Here is a 15,261-nt window from a genome sequence, read left to right on the forward strand (position 1 = left end):
AACACGTCCCCGCCGCGAGCGCTCGCTTTATGTCCGACGCACAATCCACCCAGACATTGCCGTCGGCCTCACCGGTCACCTCATCGGCCCGGGCGACCCGGCTGCGTTTCGCCGCCTTCTGGGGCCTGCCGCCGCTGGTCTGGCAGCTGGCCTTCTTCGTCGTGCCGCTCGGCTTCCTCGTCGCCATGACCTTCTGGTCGGTGAAGAGCTTCCGGCTGACACCGGACGCGACGCTCGCCAACTGGACCTTCATCCTGAACGCCGGCTTCTTCCGCAACGCCTATATCTACACCTTCTGGCTCGCCGGCCTCACCGCGCTGCTGGCAAGCCTGATCGCCTTTCCGGCGGCCTATACGCTGGCGTTCCGGCTGCAGCCGGCGACCCGGCGCTTCCTCATCTTCATGCTGGTGGTGCCGTTCTTCACCTCCTATCCGGTCCGCATCTACTCGACGCAGATCTTCTTCAGCCCGCAGGGCATCATCAACGCCGCGCTGCACCCGCTGGGCCTCGGCCCCATCTCGGTGCTGAACAGCCCGACCGGGACGGTGATCGGCTATCTCGTGCTGACGCTTCCGCTCGTCGTGCTGCTGCAGACCTTCGCTTTGATGAACGTTCCCAAGACCTTGATCGAGGCGGCGCACAATCTCGGCTGCGGCCGGCTGCGCACCATTCTCACCGTGATCGTGCCGTCCGCCCGCATCGGATTGGTCGTCGCGGCGACCTTCGCCTTCGTGCTGGCCTTCGGCGACTATGTGGCGCCGCTCTATCTCGGCGGCTCCAAGCCGCCGACCCTGTCGATCCTCATCGCCGACCAGGTGAAGTCTGGCAACCATTGGCCCCGTGCCTCGGTGGTCGCGGTGATCATGATCCTCACCCTGGTGGCGGTGATGAGCACGATGCTCGCCCTCGCCTATGGCCGCAGGGGAGCCAAGCCATGAACGCCGCCCTGCTGCGCCGGGCGGCGCTCCTCGTCTGGACCCTTCTGGTCTTCACCTTCATCTTCGCGCCGATCGTCTCGACGATCGTGTTCTCCTTCAATGCCGATCGCTTTCCGAGCCTGCCTTGGTGCGGCTTCAGCCTTCAGTGGTACGAAGCGGTCTTCGCCGATGCCAGCGTCCAGCGCGGCCTGGTGAACAGCCTGATCGTCGCCGCGGCGACGTCGGTCATCGCCACCTTCCTCGGCTTTGCCGCCGCCTATGTCGACTACCGGTACCGCTTCTTCGGCAAGGCCGCCTACACCGCCATCGTCGCGCTGCCGCCGACCGTGCCGGTGGTGATCCTCGGCGTCGCGATGCTGACCTTCGAGGGACGCATCGGCCTCTCCGGCACGCTGACCGGCGTCACTGTCGGCCACGTCGTCCTCGCCGCGCCTTTCGCCATGGCGCTGGTCCGCATGCGCCTCGCCGATCTCGATCCCGACATCGAGCGAGCGGCGTGGAATCTCGGCGCGACGCCCTGGTCGACCATTGTCGGCGTCGTCATCCCGTTCTGCCTGCCGGCGATCCTCGCCTCGATCTTCCTCACCGCCGCGGTCTCCTTCGACGAGTTCATGATCGCCTGGTTCGTCTCGGGGGTGAACGAGACGCTGCCGGTCCGCGTGCTCGCCATGCTCCAGGGCCAGGTCAGTCCCCGCATCAATGCCATCGGCGCCCTGGTCTTCGCCGTGTCGATGACCCTGGTCGTCGCCGCCCAGATTCTGCTCGGGCGGAACAGCCGTCGCAGCAAGGAACCCCAGCAATGACGACCACGAAAGCCGGCCCGATGCTGGAGATCGACCGCGTCGCCAAGCGCTATGGTGGAACGCTGGCCGTCGCCGAGGTGTCGTTCACCATCGGAAAAGGCGAGTTCATCGCGCTGATGGGGCCCTCCGGCTGCGGCAAGACCACGACGCTGCGCATGATCGCCGGGCTCGATACGCCCAGCGAGGGCGAGATCCGCCTGTGGGGCCGGCGCATCAACGAGGACGCCCCCTGGGAGCGCGACGCCCCGCTGGTCTGGCAGAACTACGCGCTGTTCCCCTTTCTCTCGGTGGTGAAGAACGTCGAGTTCGGGCTCAAGCAGCGCGGCGTTCCCGCCGCCGAGCGCCGCAAGAAGGCGATGGAATGGATGGAGCGGCTCGGCATTGCCGGCTTTGCCGAGCGCGGTGTCGACCAGCTCTCCGGCGGCCAGCGGCAGCGCGTCGCCCTCGCCCGTGCCTTGGCGCTCGAGCCCGAGATGCTGCTGCTCGACGAGCCATTGTCCGCCCTCGATCCGCATTTGCGGGTGCGCATGCAGTCGGAGCTGGTGCGCCTCCACCGGGAGCTCGGCATCACCTTCGTCTGCGTGACGCACAGCCATTCGGAAGCCTTCGCCATGGCGGACCGCGTCGTCATCATGAGCGAGGGGCGCGTGCAGCAGATCGGCGCCCCCCGCGAGATCTACCGCCGCGCCGCCAACCGCTTCGTCGCCGAGTTCGTCGGCGGCACCAATCTGTTCTCCGGCACGGCGACGCGCGCGGATGGCGGCGGGCTGCGCGTCGAGGGAGCGTTCGGCTCGGCGATCGCGCCGCTTCCATCCGATCTGACGCTCGGCGATGGCGCGGCGGTAACGCTGGTGGTGGCGGCCGACCGCATCGACATCGCTCCGACCCGTTCGGGCACCGGCAACGAGATCGACGCGCGGGTGGTGACGCTGGAAGTCGTCGGCTCATCCGCCACGGTGTTCCTCGAAACCGCCGGCGGCGTGGATCTGCGCGTGCAGCGTTCGCTGCATGAGATCGAGAACACCTCCCTCAACCCCGGGCAGAGCGTCATCGCCCGCTGGTCGCAGGACGAAGGCTACTTCCTGCCGGCCTGACGCTCCCCAATCCAGTCCTTCTACGGAGTGAACCGATGTCGACCTTCATTCGCGGTGCCACCGTGCTCGCCATGGGCGGCGCCTCCGGCAGCACGCCCTTCACCGGCGACCTGCTTGTCGAGGGCGACCGCATCGCGGCGATCGGCCCGAACCTGCCGGTGCCGGATGGCGCCACCCTCCTCGAGGGCGCCGGCAAGCTGGTGATGCCCGGCTTGGTCAATGCGCACCTGCATTCTGGCGAGGCGCTGTTCAAGGGCCGCTACGACAATCTGCCGCTCGAACTGTGGATGCTGTACTCGTACCCCATCCTCGGCGCCAAGGCGCTGGCGGAGCGGATGATCTATCTGCGCTCCATGGTGGTTGCCATCGAGTCGCTGAAGACCGGCGTCACCTGCCTGACCGACGACATCTTCGAGGCCCCCCGCCAGTCGCTGGCGCAACTCGGCGCGGCCGTGCAGGCCTATGACGATGCCGGCATCCGCGCCACCGTCTCCGGCCATGTGATGGACAAGGACTTCCTCGATTCCATCCCCTTCGCGCGCGAGCATGTCCCCGCCGAGTTGCAGGCCGAGGTCGCCAAGCTCGGCGTGCCTACCACGGCGGAATATATCGACTTCGCGAAGGAGGCCTATGCCGCCTTCCACGGCCGCTCGGGCCGTATCCGCTTCATGGTCGCTCCCTCGGCGCCGCAGCGCTGCACGCCGGAGCTGATGCAGGCGGCGAACGAACTGGCGCTGGAATGGAAGGTGCCGTTCCACACCCACATCGTCGAGACCAAGGTGCAGGGCGTCACCGGCCCGGCGATCTACGGCAAGACGCTGATGCGCTACATGGCCGATCTCGGCCTCATGCATTCCGGCACCACCATCGCCCATTCGATCTGGGTGACGCCGGACGATATCGCGCTGATGGGCGAGGCGGGCGTCTCCATCGTCCACAACACCATCTCGAACCAGAAGCTCGGCGCCGGCGTCGCCCCGGTGCGCCAGCTTCTCGACGCCGGCGTCAATGTCGCGCTCGGCTCCGACGGTATCTGCTCCAACGATACGCCGCGCATGTTCGACGTCATGCATGCCTGCGGCCTGATCCACAAGGTGACCACGCCGGACTACAAGCAATGGGTCAGCGCCGCCGAGGTGCTCAACGCCTGCACGCTGGCGGGGGCGAAGAGCGCGCTGATCGGCCATGAGACCGGCTCGCTGGAAGCCGGCAAGAAGGCCGACCTGCTGATCATCAACCTCAACACGGTCAGCTTCACGCCTCGGAACGACATACTGAACCACCTCGTCTATTGCGAGAACGGCTCGTCCATCGAGAAGGTGATGGTGAACGGCGAGATCGTGGTCGAGAACGGCAAGCTGACCAAGGTCGACGAAGAGGCGTTGCTCGCCGAGCTTCGGGCGGCGATGCCGGGCTTCAAAGAGTACCACTCCGGCGTCGAACGGGCGAACAAGGCGTTCGAGCCGTCCTTCGACGCCATTCATCGCCGCTGCAACCAGATCGACATCGGCGTGCACCGCCTCATCGGCAACAGCGACATGTGGCCCTCAACGCCGTCGGGGAACTTCTGAGATGCCTGTCTCCAACACCCTCATTGCCGATCTCACCTGGTACGACTTCGCGGAAAAGGTGAAGGCGAACCCGATCGTGTTCCTTCCCATCGGCTCGGTGGAACAGCACGGCCCGCATCTGCCGCTCTCGACCGACACCCTGCTGCCGCAGGCGATCGCCACGGAAGTGGCCGAGCGTATCGGCGGCCTGGTCGCTCCGCCGGTGGCCTATGGCTACAAGTCGCAGCCGAAATCCGGCGGCGGCAACCATTTTCCCGGCACGCTGAGCCTCGATGCCGGCGTGCTGATCGGTCTCGTGCGCAACGTCGTCAACGAACTCGTGCGGCATGGCGTGCGCCGCATCGTGCTGTTCGACGGCCACATGGAGAACCAGTGGTTCCTGGTCGAGGCCGCCGATCTCGCCCTGCGCGACCAGGCGATGCTCGGGCGCACCGACGTGAAGATCATCAAGCTCGGCTATTGGGAATTCATCACCAAGGCGACCGAGAAGGTGCTGTTCCCCGACGGCTTCCCGAGCTGGGAGCTGGAACATGCGGCGGTGATGGAAACCTCCGTCATGCTGCACATCCGCCCCGACCTGGTGCGGCAGGATCGCATTCCCGACGATCCGCCGGCGAATTTCCCGCCCTACGACATCTACCCCTTCGACACCCGCCCGATCCCGCCCACCGGCGTCTTGTCCTCGGCGGGCTCGGCCTCGGCGGCGAAGGGCGAGGCGGTCATGGCGCAAGTCGTGCCGGACATCGCCGATGCGCTGGTCAAGGCTTTCGATGCCCTGACAGCCTGACGCCGCGTCCTCATAGCGTGCTCTCGGCGGGAAAGCTCCTCGCGCCAGACCCGCGGGTTCGGAGTGGAAGGCCCGGCGACAGGCGAAGAGCGGTGTGTGCGTAGTGAACGCACGGCTCCGGCAAAAAAATCCGGAGAAAACACCGCTTATCGCCTGTCTACAGGCGACCTCCACTGACCTCCGCGCAGATGAACGCACGGCCGAGCGCACGCGCTTCAAGGCGCAGCGCGGCGGCTTGGCGCCCCGAAAGGGCGGCCTCCACATCGCTGAACGCGACGGCGAAGAGCAGGGCGTGCCGCGCCCTCTCAGCCCCCGCTTCCGGATCCTTCGCGTCGAGTTGCGCCTCGAACCGCCGCGAGATGTGATCAAGATCGATCATGCGGCTTGCAAAGAGGCTCCAGGCCGCCTGCTGGCTAGGGTCCACTTCAAGCATTGAGCGCAGGGACACAAGGCGTTGCGCCAGGTCAGGCTCAGCGATGAGCCGTTCCACCGATTGGCCTTCTCGGACGACGCCAAAACCTTCCGGCCGCCCGGTATCCAACGCGGCCCAAGCAGCGCCGGCCACCACTCCACCAATGAGGACGATGCGGACACTCGCAGAAAAGGTCAGCATCACTTCATTAATATGTTTCGATTTTTACAATATCCGACATCAGAACTACGATAGTCGCTAAAATATCCACACTCAATCGTTGCGCGCTCGAAGATTCCACCCTACCAATAACTACAAAGCATGATCATAGAGCTTGAGCGACGAACCACCTCTCTATGAGAATAGACTTCCGGACCCGCCACCCCCTTCACACGGTGCTATATTACTATAATTCACCGATACGGAAGCGACGCCTCATGAGCTTTGTTTGATGATCGGCTTCATCGCCTGACTTTCCCCGTGCCAGCTGACATCCACACCAGACAGATGGCGACGAAACGGTCGGTGAGACGAAGGAAAGCTCAGCGATGAGCGACAACAAGACTGGTCGGACGGGGGAGGAAGATGTGAGCGAACCGGGCAAGAAGCCGGCGGCCGGGCTGCAACCGCAACTGAGCGACACCTCCGTGGCCCCGCCCTCGGCGCGTGCGCAGATTGACGCCTATCTCCAGCGGCGGGACGAGGTCGAACGCGGCGACCATCAGGAATTCCAGGCCTATCTGCGCGACAAACAGGCCCAGGCTCTTGCCGCACGGATATTGCCCCCCCAAACCGAAGCCGAGGAAGCAACGCCCCCTCGCTCTGCGCCGGGGCTGACGCGACGGGGCATCTTCAAGGCGGCTGCGGCAACGGCGATCGTCGGGGAGACGGGGCTTCTCGGCTATCAGGCGGTCACCAACGAAACCCTGCAGTCGATCGGCCTCGGGTCGACGCCGGCCAATGCGGCGGCCGCGCAAGCGCAAACCGCGCCAATCGCGCGCGAACTCATCGATTCGAAGGCAAGCTTTGACGGTCAAGGGCTCGGCAACTGGATAGCCCTGCTCCCGACCAAGCTCGGCGGCGGCTGTTACGCTCTCGATCTCAACACCAACCGGGTGCTGGCGTCGATCTGGTACTGGAACTATGGCGACTTCAACCCGATCTCGCACCATCTCTGCGCGTTTCCCAGCGCAGACCCGTATCGCGGCTTCGAGTTCGTCAACAGCACGCAAGGCGGCAAGACCGCGTTGATTTTCGGCATTCCGACCAACATCACCGACCCGGCGCCCGGCTTCAACATCTATCGCGTGCGCTATGACGGGGCGCAGATGCAGCTCATGGAGAACGTTTCGGAGGCCACCGGCCTCGGGCTCGGCGTGCACGTCACCGTCAACCCGAAGGACGCCCAATCCTATTTCGTCACCGATGGCCAGAAGGATATCGCCGCCTGCTTCGATCGCACCACTTCGCGGGTCAAGGCGGCGCTGAAGTTCGATTGGAAAGCCAACTCCAGCCAGCTTGCGCGCGCCTGGCAGGATGGCGGCGTGCTCAAGATCTACCGGATCTATCCGGACGCGGCGACCGGCAAGTATGACTATCTCGGCACGAAGGGCCTGAAGATCGATTGGGAAATGGTGCCGATGGGCGAGCTGTTCGTCGAGGAAGGCACCTTGCCGGGCAGCGATCCGATGGGTCTCAGCGGCGCCGACGGCACGATCTGGCATCCGAGCGGGCGCTGGGCCGCGACCGTGGTCCGCCTGTGCGGCGGCATCGCCATTCTGGATGCCGAGAAGAACTTCGAGCCGGCGGCCTTCCTCCAGTTCAATTCCAATTCGCCGGACCAGTACGAGGTCGCGCGCCTCGACGACGACCATTGGGAGGTGACGTTCGACAAGATTCACTCGCCCGGGCACGAGATCGGCTTCTCGCCGGACGGACGCTTCCTCTGCATGATGAACAATCTGCGCGAGAACAACTGCGCCGTGTTCGATTCGTCCGATCCCGATCCGCGCAACTGGAAGAAGATCGCCCATGTCGAGGACCCGCTCTGGAAGGGGAAGTATCCCAACCCGTTCCACATGGTGTTCTCGCTCGATTCGAAGACGCTGTATCTGTCGGTGCTTCACCCCTCGCCGGCGGCGAGCGGCGTGATGGTGGTGGATACCGACACCTGGACGATCCGCAAGGAGATACAGGGCATAGGCCCGGATCTTCAGACACCGGCCATCACCTATGACGGCAAGTTCGTTCTCGTGCCTTTCAGCGGCTTTCAGCGCCTGTCGAGCGGCATCGCCGTCATCGACACGGCGAGCGACGAGTTGATCGGCATCCTGCCGAGTTCGGGCGGCCACCATGATTGCGTGATCGTGCCGACCGAACTCGAGCACATGAAGCACACGCGCTCATGCACGCTGTAAGCGAACGGCACAGACCTTTCCGCTGATGCGTGGCTTCGCTTCAACCGGCGGGCTCCTGCTGATGCTGGCGATCCAGAATCTGGCCCGCCGGCAGACCCGCACATGGCTGCTGATCGCGGCGATCGCGCTGGCCAGCGCCGTTACTTTCGCCGGCGTGGTGGCGATGGCCAGCGTGACGGCCAGCATGCAGGTCGGCCTCAGCCGGGTAGGGGCCGATCTGATGGTGGTGAACCGCGACGCGCTGACCAACATCACCAATGCGCTGCTGACCATCGAGCCGACGGACAGCACGGTCGCGGCAGATGCCGTGCCGAAGGCCGCTCTTCGTGGCATCGCCGGCCTTTCGGCGCAGCGCATTCTGCGCACCGATCGGTCCGGCTTCGGGAACGCCGGCGAGCAGGTGGACCTGATCGGCTTCGACCCGACGACGGATTTCACCATCCTTCCCTGGCTTTCCGAGCGGCTGGTCGGCACGATGCAGCCCGACGATGTGATCCTGGGCGGAGGCCGTGATCTGCCCTTGGGCTCGCAGGCCCTCCTTTTCGGCCAGCCGTTCCGGATCTATGGCAAGCTGGCGCGCACCGGTTCCGGCACGCAGGAGCGGGGCGTCTTCATGCGGGAGGAGCGGCTGCTGGCGCTGGCGCCAGCAATCCGCGACCGGCTGGGCGACGTGCCGCCCATGCTGGCGCCTGATCGGGTCACCGGTTTCCTGATCCGGATGGCCCCGGGCACGACCGAGCGTCAGGCGCGCTTTTCCCTGCTGTCGAAAATCCCCGACATCAAGGTGATCGTCGGGGATGCGCTGATGACCGGCATTCGGCAGGGGCTGGTCGCCGTGCTCGGCGGGCTCGTGCTGCTGGTGATCGCGCTGTCGACCAGCACGGCGGTGATGGTGGCTCTGCTGTTCTCCGCCATCATGGCCGAACGCCGCCGCGAGCTCGGCCTGTTGAAGGCGATAGGCGCCCGCAACAGGCAGATCGTCGGCGTGGCATTGGTGGAGGCCGCCTTGGCGACCGCCGGTGGGGCCGCCATCGGCGTGCTTCTCGGGCTGATCCTGCTGCGGCTGTTCGAGCGCGTGCTGGTTCACCACCTCGGGGAAATGGGCATTCCCTTCCTCTGGCTCGACGGCGCGCGCATATGGGCGGCGGCTCTCGCCTGCGTCGGCGGCGCGGCTCTCATCGGCATGGCCGGCGCTTCCCTGCCGGCCTGGCGCATGGGCCGTCGGGACATCTATGACCTTCTCTGGAAGGAAGGCTGAGCATGCTCGCCTGCCGCAATCTGGTGAAGCATTATGAGACCGACCGGGGAACGGTCGAGGCCGTGCGCGGCGTCGACCTCGACGTGCCGGCGGGTGGCTATGCCGCGATCATCGGCCGCTCGGGCTCGGGAAAGTCTTCGCTGCTGAGCATGATCGGGGGATTGAGCCGCCCGAGCGCCGGCCAGGTGCGGATCGACGGCACCGACCTGTGGGCGATGCGCGAGCCGGAGGCGGCCGCGTTCCGCAGCCGCCGGATCGGCTATGTGTTCCAGTTTGCCAGCCTGCTGCCGAACCTGAAGGCGATCGACAATGTCGCGCTCCCGGCCCGCCTTGCCGGCCGGCTCGGCCGCCGTGACGCCGCCGCGGCGGCAGGGGAGCGGCTGGCCGATGTTGGGCTGACAAATCATTCCGATGCCTTCCCTGCGGAACTGTCGGCCGGCGAGCAGCGCCGCGTGGTCCTTGCGCGAGCCCTGATGAACGAGCCCGCCCTGCTGCTCGCCGACGAGCCGACAGCCGATCTCGACGAGCAGACCGAGCGCGAGGTCATGGCGCTTCTGCAGGCGGTGAGCCACGAGCGCCGGGCCACGCTGGTGCTGGTGACCCATAATCTGGCCCTCGCGGCCGAGGCCAGGCAGGTCGTCCACATCGCCGACGGCGTGATCGTGCCATGAACACACCGCGTCTTCCCGACCTCGAGCGCCTGAGTCCGGCCGAGAAAGACGCCCTGATCCTCAGTCTCTGGCAGACCGTGCAGGCGCTCGACGCCGCCCCTGCCCGTCCCGATGTCGGCGCGGCGTCGACAGAAGCCGGCCCGTCGGCCGACAGGCCACGCGGGCCGGACCGGCAGGCCTTGAGCCGGCGCATCGAAACGACCCCAGCCTCTCATCGTGCCTGGCGCCGTATCGGCCAGCGGCAGCCCTGGCTGTTGAAAGTGCTGGACTATCGCCCACTCCAAATCCTGCTTGCCGTCATCGGCCTCGGCTTCATTAGCGACGTCGGCATCGGCTGGTACCAGCGCCAGCAGGCGGCCGCGCGGCAGCAGGACATGCTGCGCCTCGAACAGGCCGCGTTTGGTGGCCTCTACATGGAACTGGTCCGTGCCGGACCTGCGCCGCAGGGCAACGCCTATCAAGCGACGCTGAGGCTGCAACGCACCTTGCCGGGGGGACCGGTCCATGTGTTGCAGAATCCGCCTCGGGCTTTCGTGCAGACCGGCCTGGTATGGCGCGAAGTGCCGGCGCGCGCTCCCGCCGAGGGTTCGTGGGGCATGACGCGGCTTGAAGACGGGATCGATATCACCGTGATCTTCGAGGCCGATGTCGAAGGCTGGAGCGAACTGATTCCCGGTTACATGCATGTACAGCTCCAGTTCGACCAGTTGATCAGCCTGTCGAGCGAGCCGGGCGACGACATCGTGGAGCGCAACAATCGCTTCTTCTTCTACCTGAAGCCCCTGGGCGCCGATGATTCGGAAATCGGGCGGCGGGCGGGCTTCCGCGGTACGCCGCCCGCCTTCATCCCGATGCCGCCGCATTAGCGAGGCCGGAGACAGCCCAGCGCCGGGAATATCGGCCCGGGCAAACCAAGCGGCATTTTCGTCCCCGTGCCGCGTCCTGAACCCTTGACCGGCTCGCCCAAGCGCGAGCAGCTTGCCATGGCGGCCCGGCGGTCGAGGGGATGGGAATGGATCGTTGGCAGGCCATGAAGGTGTTCGTCAAAGTTGCCGAGACGGGGAGCTTCGCCGAGGCCGGCCGCCAGTTGAACATGAGCCCGCCGGCGGTCACGCGCGCCATTTTCGGCCTGGAAGAACAGATCGGCGTCCGGCTTCTCACCAGGACCACGCGATCGGTGAAGATGACCGAGGCGGGCGGCCGTTATTTCGATGATTGTCGTCGGATCCTTGCCGACATCGCCGATGCCGAGGCCTCCGCCGCGGGCTCGCACGCCAACCCGACCGGAACGCTCATCGTCACCGGGTCGGTGATGTTCGGCCAAATGTATACGCTGCCGATTCTTCTCGAATATCTCGATCGATACCCCTCGGTGATCGGACGCAGCCTGTTCGTGGACCGCATCGTGAACATCATCGAGGAGGGAATCGATGTCGCGATCCGGATCGGGCATCTGCCGGATTCCGGTCTGAGCGCCGTCAGGGTCGGCTCGGTCAAGCGGGTGGTCTGCGGTGCTCCGTCCTATTTCGAGAAGCATGGCGTTCCCCGGGTTCCCGCCGATCTGGCGCATCATCGCGTCGTCGTGCCGACGGCCGCCTGGGCATCTCCCGAATGGCAGTTCGGGGAGGAAACGAAAACCAGCGTCACCGTCCGTCCCCGGCTGCTGTGCAACACAAACGAGGCCGCGATCACCGCCGCCGAGCAGGGATGGGGTCTCACCCGCATCCTTTCCTACCAGATCGGTCCGGCCCTGATGCAGGGCCGCCTGCAAACCGTGCTCGCCGACTATGAGGAGAAGGCCCTGCCGATCCATGTCGTGCACGCGGAGGGAAGGCACGCGCCGGCCAAGGTGAGAACCTTCGTAGATCTGGCGGTCGAACGCCTGCGTGCCAACCGGTTGTTTAACTGATGCGAAGCCTGCGGATCGTGCGCGGAGATCGCGTGCCACGCCGGCCTGCATCCCATGGGGCCGCGCAATTATTCCATATTGAGGAATAACAACTTCCAAGATTTGGCGATTAAATCCTTGCCAGCGAAGAGCTATCTCTGTCCTCGAGGCTGGCATCACGTCGTTCATCGGCCTCGATAGAGATGGAGGATGCTATGAACCGACCCCCTGTTTCCCCTGCGCCGGTCACCGTTCGCTACCATTCCACGACGGTCGACGGCGTGGAGATGTTCTATCGGGAAGCCGGCCCGGCGGAGGGGCCCGTCGTGCTGCTGCTGCACGGCTTTCCGACGTCGTCGCACATGTTCCGCAACCTGATGCCCCTGCTCGGCGATCGCTACCGCGTCATCGCCCCGGATTATCCGGGCTTCGGCCAAAGCGCGGCACCCGATCATGCGAGGTTTTCCTATAGCTTCGGCCACTATGCCGACCTCGTGGATGCGCTCCTCGGCCAGCTCGGCATCACCCGCTATGCCATGTACGTCATGGATTACGGTGCGCCGGTCGGCTACCGCCTCGCCCTCAAGCATCCCGAACGCGTCAGCGGCCTGATCATCCAGAACGGCAATGCCTATGAAGAGGGCTTGGGCGCGTTCTGGGATCCGATCAAGGCCTATTGGGCGGATGGCTCCGCGCAGCACCGGGAGGCCTTGTCCAGCCTGGTCACGTTCGAGATCACGAAGTTCCAGTACACCGATGGCGTCAAGGACCTCTCGCGCATCAGCCCGGACAATTGGGTTCACGACCAGGCACTGCTCGACCGGCCGGGCAACAAGGATATCCAGCTGGACCTGTTCTACGATTACCGCACCAACGTCCCGCTCTATCCGCAATTCCAGCAGTTCTTCCGCGAGCGCAAGCCGCCGGCCCTGATCGTCTGGGGCAAGAACGACAAGATCTTCCCTGAGGAGGGTGCGCATCCCTATCTCCGCGACCTGCCGGAGGCCGAGCTCCACCTCCTCGATACCGGGCATTTCGCCCTTGAAGACAAGCTCGACGAGATGGCGCCGCTGATCCACGATTTCCTCGATCGCAAGGTGGCGGCGCGCTGAGGTCTGGCCGCGCTGCCGCATCTGCAACCCGCTGAAGAAGAAGCTCCCGGCCGAGGTGCCCGCCAGCGGCACGGCCGGGAGTTCGCCTTGGAGAGCCCTCATGTCCTACGGATTTCTGGATATCGCCGTGACGCCGAGCGTCCGCGCCGCACAGGCCGAGATGGGCGCCGATCACATCTGGACCGATTTCGAGGGTCATCGCGAATTCGGCCGGTTCACCGAGAACGAGGCCGCCTTCATCGCCGAGCGCGACAGCTTCTACATCGCCTCGGTTTCCGAAACCGGCTGGCCCTACGTCCAGCATCGCGGCGGCCCGCCCGGCTTTCTCAAGATGATCGACGACAGGACACTGGCCTTCGCCGATTATCGCGGCAACCGGCAATATATCAGCACGGGCAATATCGCCGCCAATGACAGGGTTTGTCTCTTTCTGATGGATTACCCCAGACGCGCGCGTCTGAAGATCTATGCGCATGTCGAGAAACTGGCGCTCGATGCCGACCCCGCCCTGACCGGTCAGGTCACCGATATCGCCTACAGGGCAAAGCTGGAGCGGATCTTCCGGCTGCGGCTGGAGGCTTTCGATTGGAACTGCCAGCAGCACATCACCCCGCGCTTCACCGAGGCGGAGGTGGCCCGGGCAGTCCAGCCGCTCCGCGAGCGCCTTGCCAAGCTGGAGGCGGAGAACGCGGCGTTGCGCGCGAGGATTGGGCCCACTGATGGCCCGTGAAAGCTCGCGCCTCGTCGCGGCCATCGGTTCACCGGTGCCGGACGAGCGGAAGTAGACCTGGAGGGGGAATCACCACCGGCAAGATAGGTGCGCCGTTCGACCTCAGGCGAAAAACTAAAGCCGATAATCACTGGAATATTATACGGGAGCTGCTTTCAGCCCAGACCGAACACCTTGGAAGCGACGTTATCAAGATGAATGCGCATGAATTTTTCCGCGCCTTCCGGGTTTCGGTTGGAGATGGCGGAGACGATGTCCACGTGCTCCTTGAACTCCCGACGCCCCGGCTGGGGTCCATTCGCATCTTCCCTTAACCGTCCCCAGGCGACGGCCCTGCGCACGGTATTCAACGTATCGAACATCACGAGAAGCAGGGAATTTCGAGCCGATTCGGCAATCGCCCGATGCAAGCGGTTATCCCAATGCTCGGCCCGGCGCCACGACGTCGCCTCGCTTCCGCGCAGGAGGCAAAGGTTCATCTCGGATATATTCGCCGAGGTGGCATTTATCGCCGCTTCGCGCGCCATCATGGGCTCGAAGAGGATCCGTGCCCGCATCACCTCTGCCGGGCTGGTCAGATGCGCCAGATTGACGATTTCCATCGGCCCGTCGGCCTGCCGGGGGCCGACAAAGGTGCCCTTGCCGACATGGCGCCACACTTGGCCGTCCGCTTCGGCGATTGCGAGCGCCTTGCGTAATTCGCCGCGCGAAACCCCCAGCAGATCACAAAGCTCACGCTCCGCCGGCAGGCGCTGGTTGGGAGCCAATTGCGATTGGGCAAGGAAAGCCTGCAGCTGCGTGTAGGCTGCGAGCTCCCTGCCGGATTGAATTTCGGCGGCAACTTCCACGTCCGCAAATTCCATCGCTTTCTCCATGCCGAAGCCTGCGGACTATTCGACCAGAAAAGGTCATGGCGAGTGTCACCGGCACTGTCAAGCGGCAAAAAATGCGCCGCGGCGCGAATGGCGCTTGCAAACCAATCCCGAGCCGGTCTTTAATTGGTCAAGAAATTGGTTAGATCGGTTCGGCACCGCCGCGCGGCGCAAGACCGGCCGGGAACGTTGAGCCTTCCTCAAGATCCTGCGCATCGGTGATCATGCGCAGTCGATGCAACGCCTTAAGAAACAGAAACAGCAGCAAATGTGCATGCTGTGTGCCTGAAACTATATGTAACGAGGACACATCCATGATTGTCGGCATTGACCACATCGAACTGATCGTCAGAGACGTGAAGGAATTCGTTGAATTCTACCAGAAGCTCGGCTTCAAGCTTCTGAACTGGACCGATCATCATGGCGGCTCCGCCGAGCTGCAGCTGCCGGGCGAAAACCAGCCGATCTTCGAGATCCACCAGCTGCTCACCGAGGAAAATCCCGGCATCAACCACATCTCCTTCAAGGTGCGGGACATCGACAGCACCCATGCCGACCTGGTGAGCAAGGGCATCAGCTTCTACCGGGATGTGCACCCCTCGCCGTCGACCGGCCGCAAGAACGCCCTGCTGCGCGATCCGGATGGCTGGCGCCTTCAGCTGAGCGACGAGCAGCGCGTCGAACACGTCCAGCACGAGACCGTCTAAC

The 15,261-nt window shown here is 64.7% G+C and carries 16 protein-coding genes; 13 read left to right on the top strand and 3 right to left on the bottom strand.

Annotated elements, in window-relative coordinates:
* Positions 1-29 precede the first annotated feature (29 nt).
* Genes J2X65_RS02835 through J2X65_RS02855 form a run of 5 tightly spaced genes read left to right on the top strand, consistent with a single transcriptional unit; the run spans position 30 to position 5,193 of the window.
* Positions 30-938, top strand: a complete 909-nt coding sequence (locus tag J2X65_RS02835; protein WP_310197702.1) for an ABC transporter permease — start codon at positions 30-32, stop codon at positions 936-938.
* On the top strand, positions 935-1,741 hold the full coding sequence (locus J2X65_RS02840; RefSeq protein WP_310197704.1) for an ABC transporter permease: 807 nt from the start codon (positions 935-937) through the stop codon (positions 1,739-1,741). Before J2X65_RS02835 ends, J2X65_RS02840 begins: the two co-directional genes overlap by 4 nt.
* Positions 1,738-2,835 carry an ABC transporter ATP-binding protein gene (locus J2X65_RS02845; protein ID WP_310197708.1) on the top strand — a complete coding sequence of 366 codons (1,098 nt, stop codon included), beginning with the start codon at positions 1,738-1,740 and terminating at the stop codon, positions 2,833-2,835. Before J2X65_RS02840 ends, J2X65_RS02845 begins: the two co-directional genes overlap by 4 nt.
* Before the next feature lie 35 nt (positions 2,836-2,870).
* Entirely contained in the window at positions 2,871-4,406 is a 1,536-nt protein-coding gene (locus J2X65_RS02850) for an amidohydrolase (RefSeq protein ID WP_310197710.1), read from the top strand.
* Between the two features lies 1 nt (position 4,407).
* On the top strand, positions 4,408-5,193 hold the full coding sequence (locus J2X65_RS02855; protein WP_310197713.1) for a creatininase: 786 nt from the start codon (positions 4,408-4,410) through the stop codon (positions 5,191-5,193).
* A 157-nt stretch (positions 5,194-5,350) separates the two neighbouring features.
* On the opposite strand, the gene J2X65_RS02860 is transcribed toward J2X65_RS02855, so the two are convergent.
* Positions 5,351-5,806 (bottom strand): hypothetical protein, encoded by a 456-nt coding sequence (locus J2X65_RS02860; RefSeq protein WP_310197716.1) that lies wholly within the window; start codon positions 5,804-5,806, stop codon positions 5,351-5,353.
* A gap of 347 nt (positions 5,807-6,153) precedes the next feature.
* On the opposite strand from J2X65_RS02860, the gene J2X65_RS02865 reads away from it, so the two are divergent.
* The 7 genes from J2X65_RS02865 to J2X65_RS02895 all read left to right on the top strand — a co-directional run bounded on the left by J2X65_RS02865 (position 6,154) and on the right by J2X65_RS02895 (position 13,681).
* On the top strand, positions 6,154-8,022 hold the full coding sequence (locus J2X65_RS02865; protein WP_310197719.1) for a hypothetical protein: 1,869 nt from the start codon (positions 6,154-6,156) through the stop codon (positions 8,020-8,022).
* 25 nt (positions 8,023-8,047) lie between these two features.
* The gene (locus J2X65_RS02870; protein ID WP_310197722.1) at positions 8,048-9,280 is read left to right on the top strand and encodes an ABC transporter permease; all 1,233 of its coding nucleotides are present in this window, start codon (positions 8,048-8,050) and stop codon (positions 9,278-9,280) included.
* 2 nt (positions 9,281-9,282) lie between these two features.
* Positions 9,283-9,951, top strand: a complete 669-nt coding sequence (locus J2X65_RS02875; protein WP_310197725.1) for an ATP-binding cassette domain-containing protein — start codon at positions 9,283-9,285, stop codon at positions 9,949-9,951.
* Positions 9,948-10,817, top strand: coding sequence for a hypothetical protein (locus tag J2X65_RS02880; protein ID WP_310197728.1), 870 nt, complete (start codon positions 9,948-9,950; stop codon positions 10,815-10,817). Before J2X65_RS02875 ends, J2X65_RS02880 begins: the two co-directional genes overlap by 4 nt.
* Positions 10,818-10,963: 146 nt before the next feature.
* Entirely contained in the window at positions 10,964-11,860 is an 897-nt protein-coding gene (locus tag J2X65_RS02885; protein WP_310197731.1) for a LysR family transcriptional regulator, read from the top strand.
* 194 nt (positions 11,861-12,054) lie between these two features.
* Positions 12,055-12,951 (top strand): alpha/beta hydrolase, encoded by an 897-nt coding sequence (locus tag J2X65_RS02890; RefSeq protein WP_310197733.1) that lies wholly within the window; start codon positions 12,055-12,057, stop codon positions 12,949-12,951.
* Between the two features lie 100 nt (positions 12,952-13,051).
* Positions 13,052-13,681 carry a pyridoxamine 5'-phosphate oxidase family protein gene (locus J2X65_RS02895; protein WP_310198548.1) on the top strand — a complete coding sequence of 210 codons (630 nt, stop codon included), beginning with the start codon at positions 13,052-13,054 and terminating at the stop codon, positions 13,679-13,681.
* Between the two features lie 155 nt (positions 13,682-13,836).
* Here the strand turns inward: J2X65_RS02895 and J2X65_RS02900 are convergent, their stop codons facing one another.
* Both J2X65_RS02900 and J2X65_RS02905 read right to left on the bottom strand, forming a co-directional pair.
* Positions 13,837-14,544 carry an FCD domain-containing protein gene (locus J2X65_RS02900; RefSeq protein WP_310197736.1) on the bottom strand — a complete coding sequence of 236 codons (708 nt, stop codon included), beginning with the start codon at positions 14,542-14,544 and terminating at the stop codon, positions 13,837-13,839.
* A gap of 151 nt (positions 14,545-14,695) precedes the next feature.
* On the bottom strand, positions 14,696-14,821 hold the full coding sequence (locus tag J2X65_RS02905; protein ID WP_310197740.1) for a hypothetical protein: 126 nt from the start codon (positions 14,819-14,821) through the stop codon (positions 14,696-14,698).
* Positions 14,822-14,867: 46 nt separating this feature from the next.
* Here J2X65_RS02905 and J2X65_RS02910 point away from each other — a divergent pair, with 46 nt between their 5' ends.
* The gene (locus J2X65_RS02910) at positions 14,868-15,260 is read left to right on the top strand and encodes a VOC family protein (RefSeq protein WP_310197742.1); all 393 of its coding nucleotides are present in this window, start codon (positions 14,868-14,870) and stop codon (positions 15,258-15,260) included.
* Position 15,261: the final 1 nt, after the last annotated feature.

Source organism: Ancylobacter sp. 3268 (genome assembly GCF_031456575.1).
GTDB lineage: Bacteria > Pseudomonadota > Alphaproteobacteria > Rhizobiales > Xanthobacteraceae > Ancylobacter.

What these genes read in the sequence shown, in the direction of transcription:
- J2X65_RS02835 (WP_310197702.1), top strand. Translation starts at nt 30, where the DNA reads ATGTCCGACGCACAATCCACCCAGACATTGCCGTCGGCCTCACCGGTC.
- J2X65_RS02840 (WP_310197704.1), top strand. Translation starts at nt 935, where the DNA reads ATGAACGCCGCCCTGCTGCGCCGGGCGGCGCTCCTCGTCTGGACCCTT.
- J2X65_RS02845 (WP_310197708.1), top strand. Translation starts at nt 1,738, where the DNA reads ATGACGACCACGAAAGCCGGCCCGATGCTGGAGATCGACCGCGTCGCC.
- J2X65_RS02850 (WP_310197710.1), top strand. Translation starts at nt 2,871, where the DNA reads ATGTCGACCTTCATTCGCGGTGCCACCGTGCTCGCCATGGGCGGCGCC.
- J2X65_RS02855 (WP_310197713.1), top strand. Translation starts at nt 4,408, where the DNA reads ATGCCTGTCTCCAACACCCTCATTGCCGATCTCACCTGGTACGACTTC.
- J2X65_RS02860 (WP_310197716.1), bottom strand. Translation starts at nt 5,806, where the DNA reads ATGCTGACCTTTTCTGCGAGTGTCCGCATCGTCCTCATTGGTGGAGTG.
- J2X65_RS02865 (WP_310197719.1), top strand. Translation starts at nt 6,154, where the DNA reads ATGAGCGACAACAAGACTGGTCGGACGGGGGAGGAAGATGTGAGCGAA.
- J2X65_RS02870 (WP_310197722.1), top strand. Translation starts at nt 8,048, where the DNA reads ATGCGTGGCTTCGCTTCAACCGGCGGGCTCCTGCTGATGCTGGCGATC.
- J2X65_RS02875 (WP_310197725.1), top strand. Translation starts at nt 9,283, where the DNA reads ATGCTCGCCTGCCGCAATCTGGTGAAGCATTATGAGACCGACCGGGGA.
- J2X65_RS02880 (WP_310197728.1), top strand. Translation starts at nt 9,948, where the DNA reads ATGAACACACCGCGTCTTCCCGACCTCGAGCGCCTGAGTCCGGCCGAG.
- J2X65_RS02885 (WP_310197731.1), top strand. Translation starts at nt 10,964, where the DNA reads ATGGATCGTTGGCAGGCCATGAAGGTGTTCGTCAAAGTTGCCGAGACG.
- J2X65_RS02890 (WP_310197733.1), top strand. Translation starts at nt 12,055, where the DNA reads ATGAACCGACCCCCTGTTTCCCCTGCGCCGGTCACCGTTCGCTACCAT.
- J2X65_RS02895 (WP_310198548.1), top strand. Translation starts at nt 13,052, where the DNA reads ATGTCCTACGGATTTCTGGATATCGCCGTGACGCCGAGCGTCCGCGCC.
- J2X65_RS02900 (WP_310197736.1), bottom strand. Translation starts at nt 14,544, where the DNA reads ATGGAATTTGCGGACGTGGAAGTTGCCGCCGAAATTCAATCCGGCAGG.
- J2X65_RS02910 (WP_310197742.1), top strand. Translation starts at nt 14,868, where the DNA reads ATGATTGTCGGCATTGACCACATCGAACTGATCGTCAGAGACGTGAAG.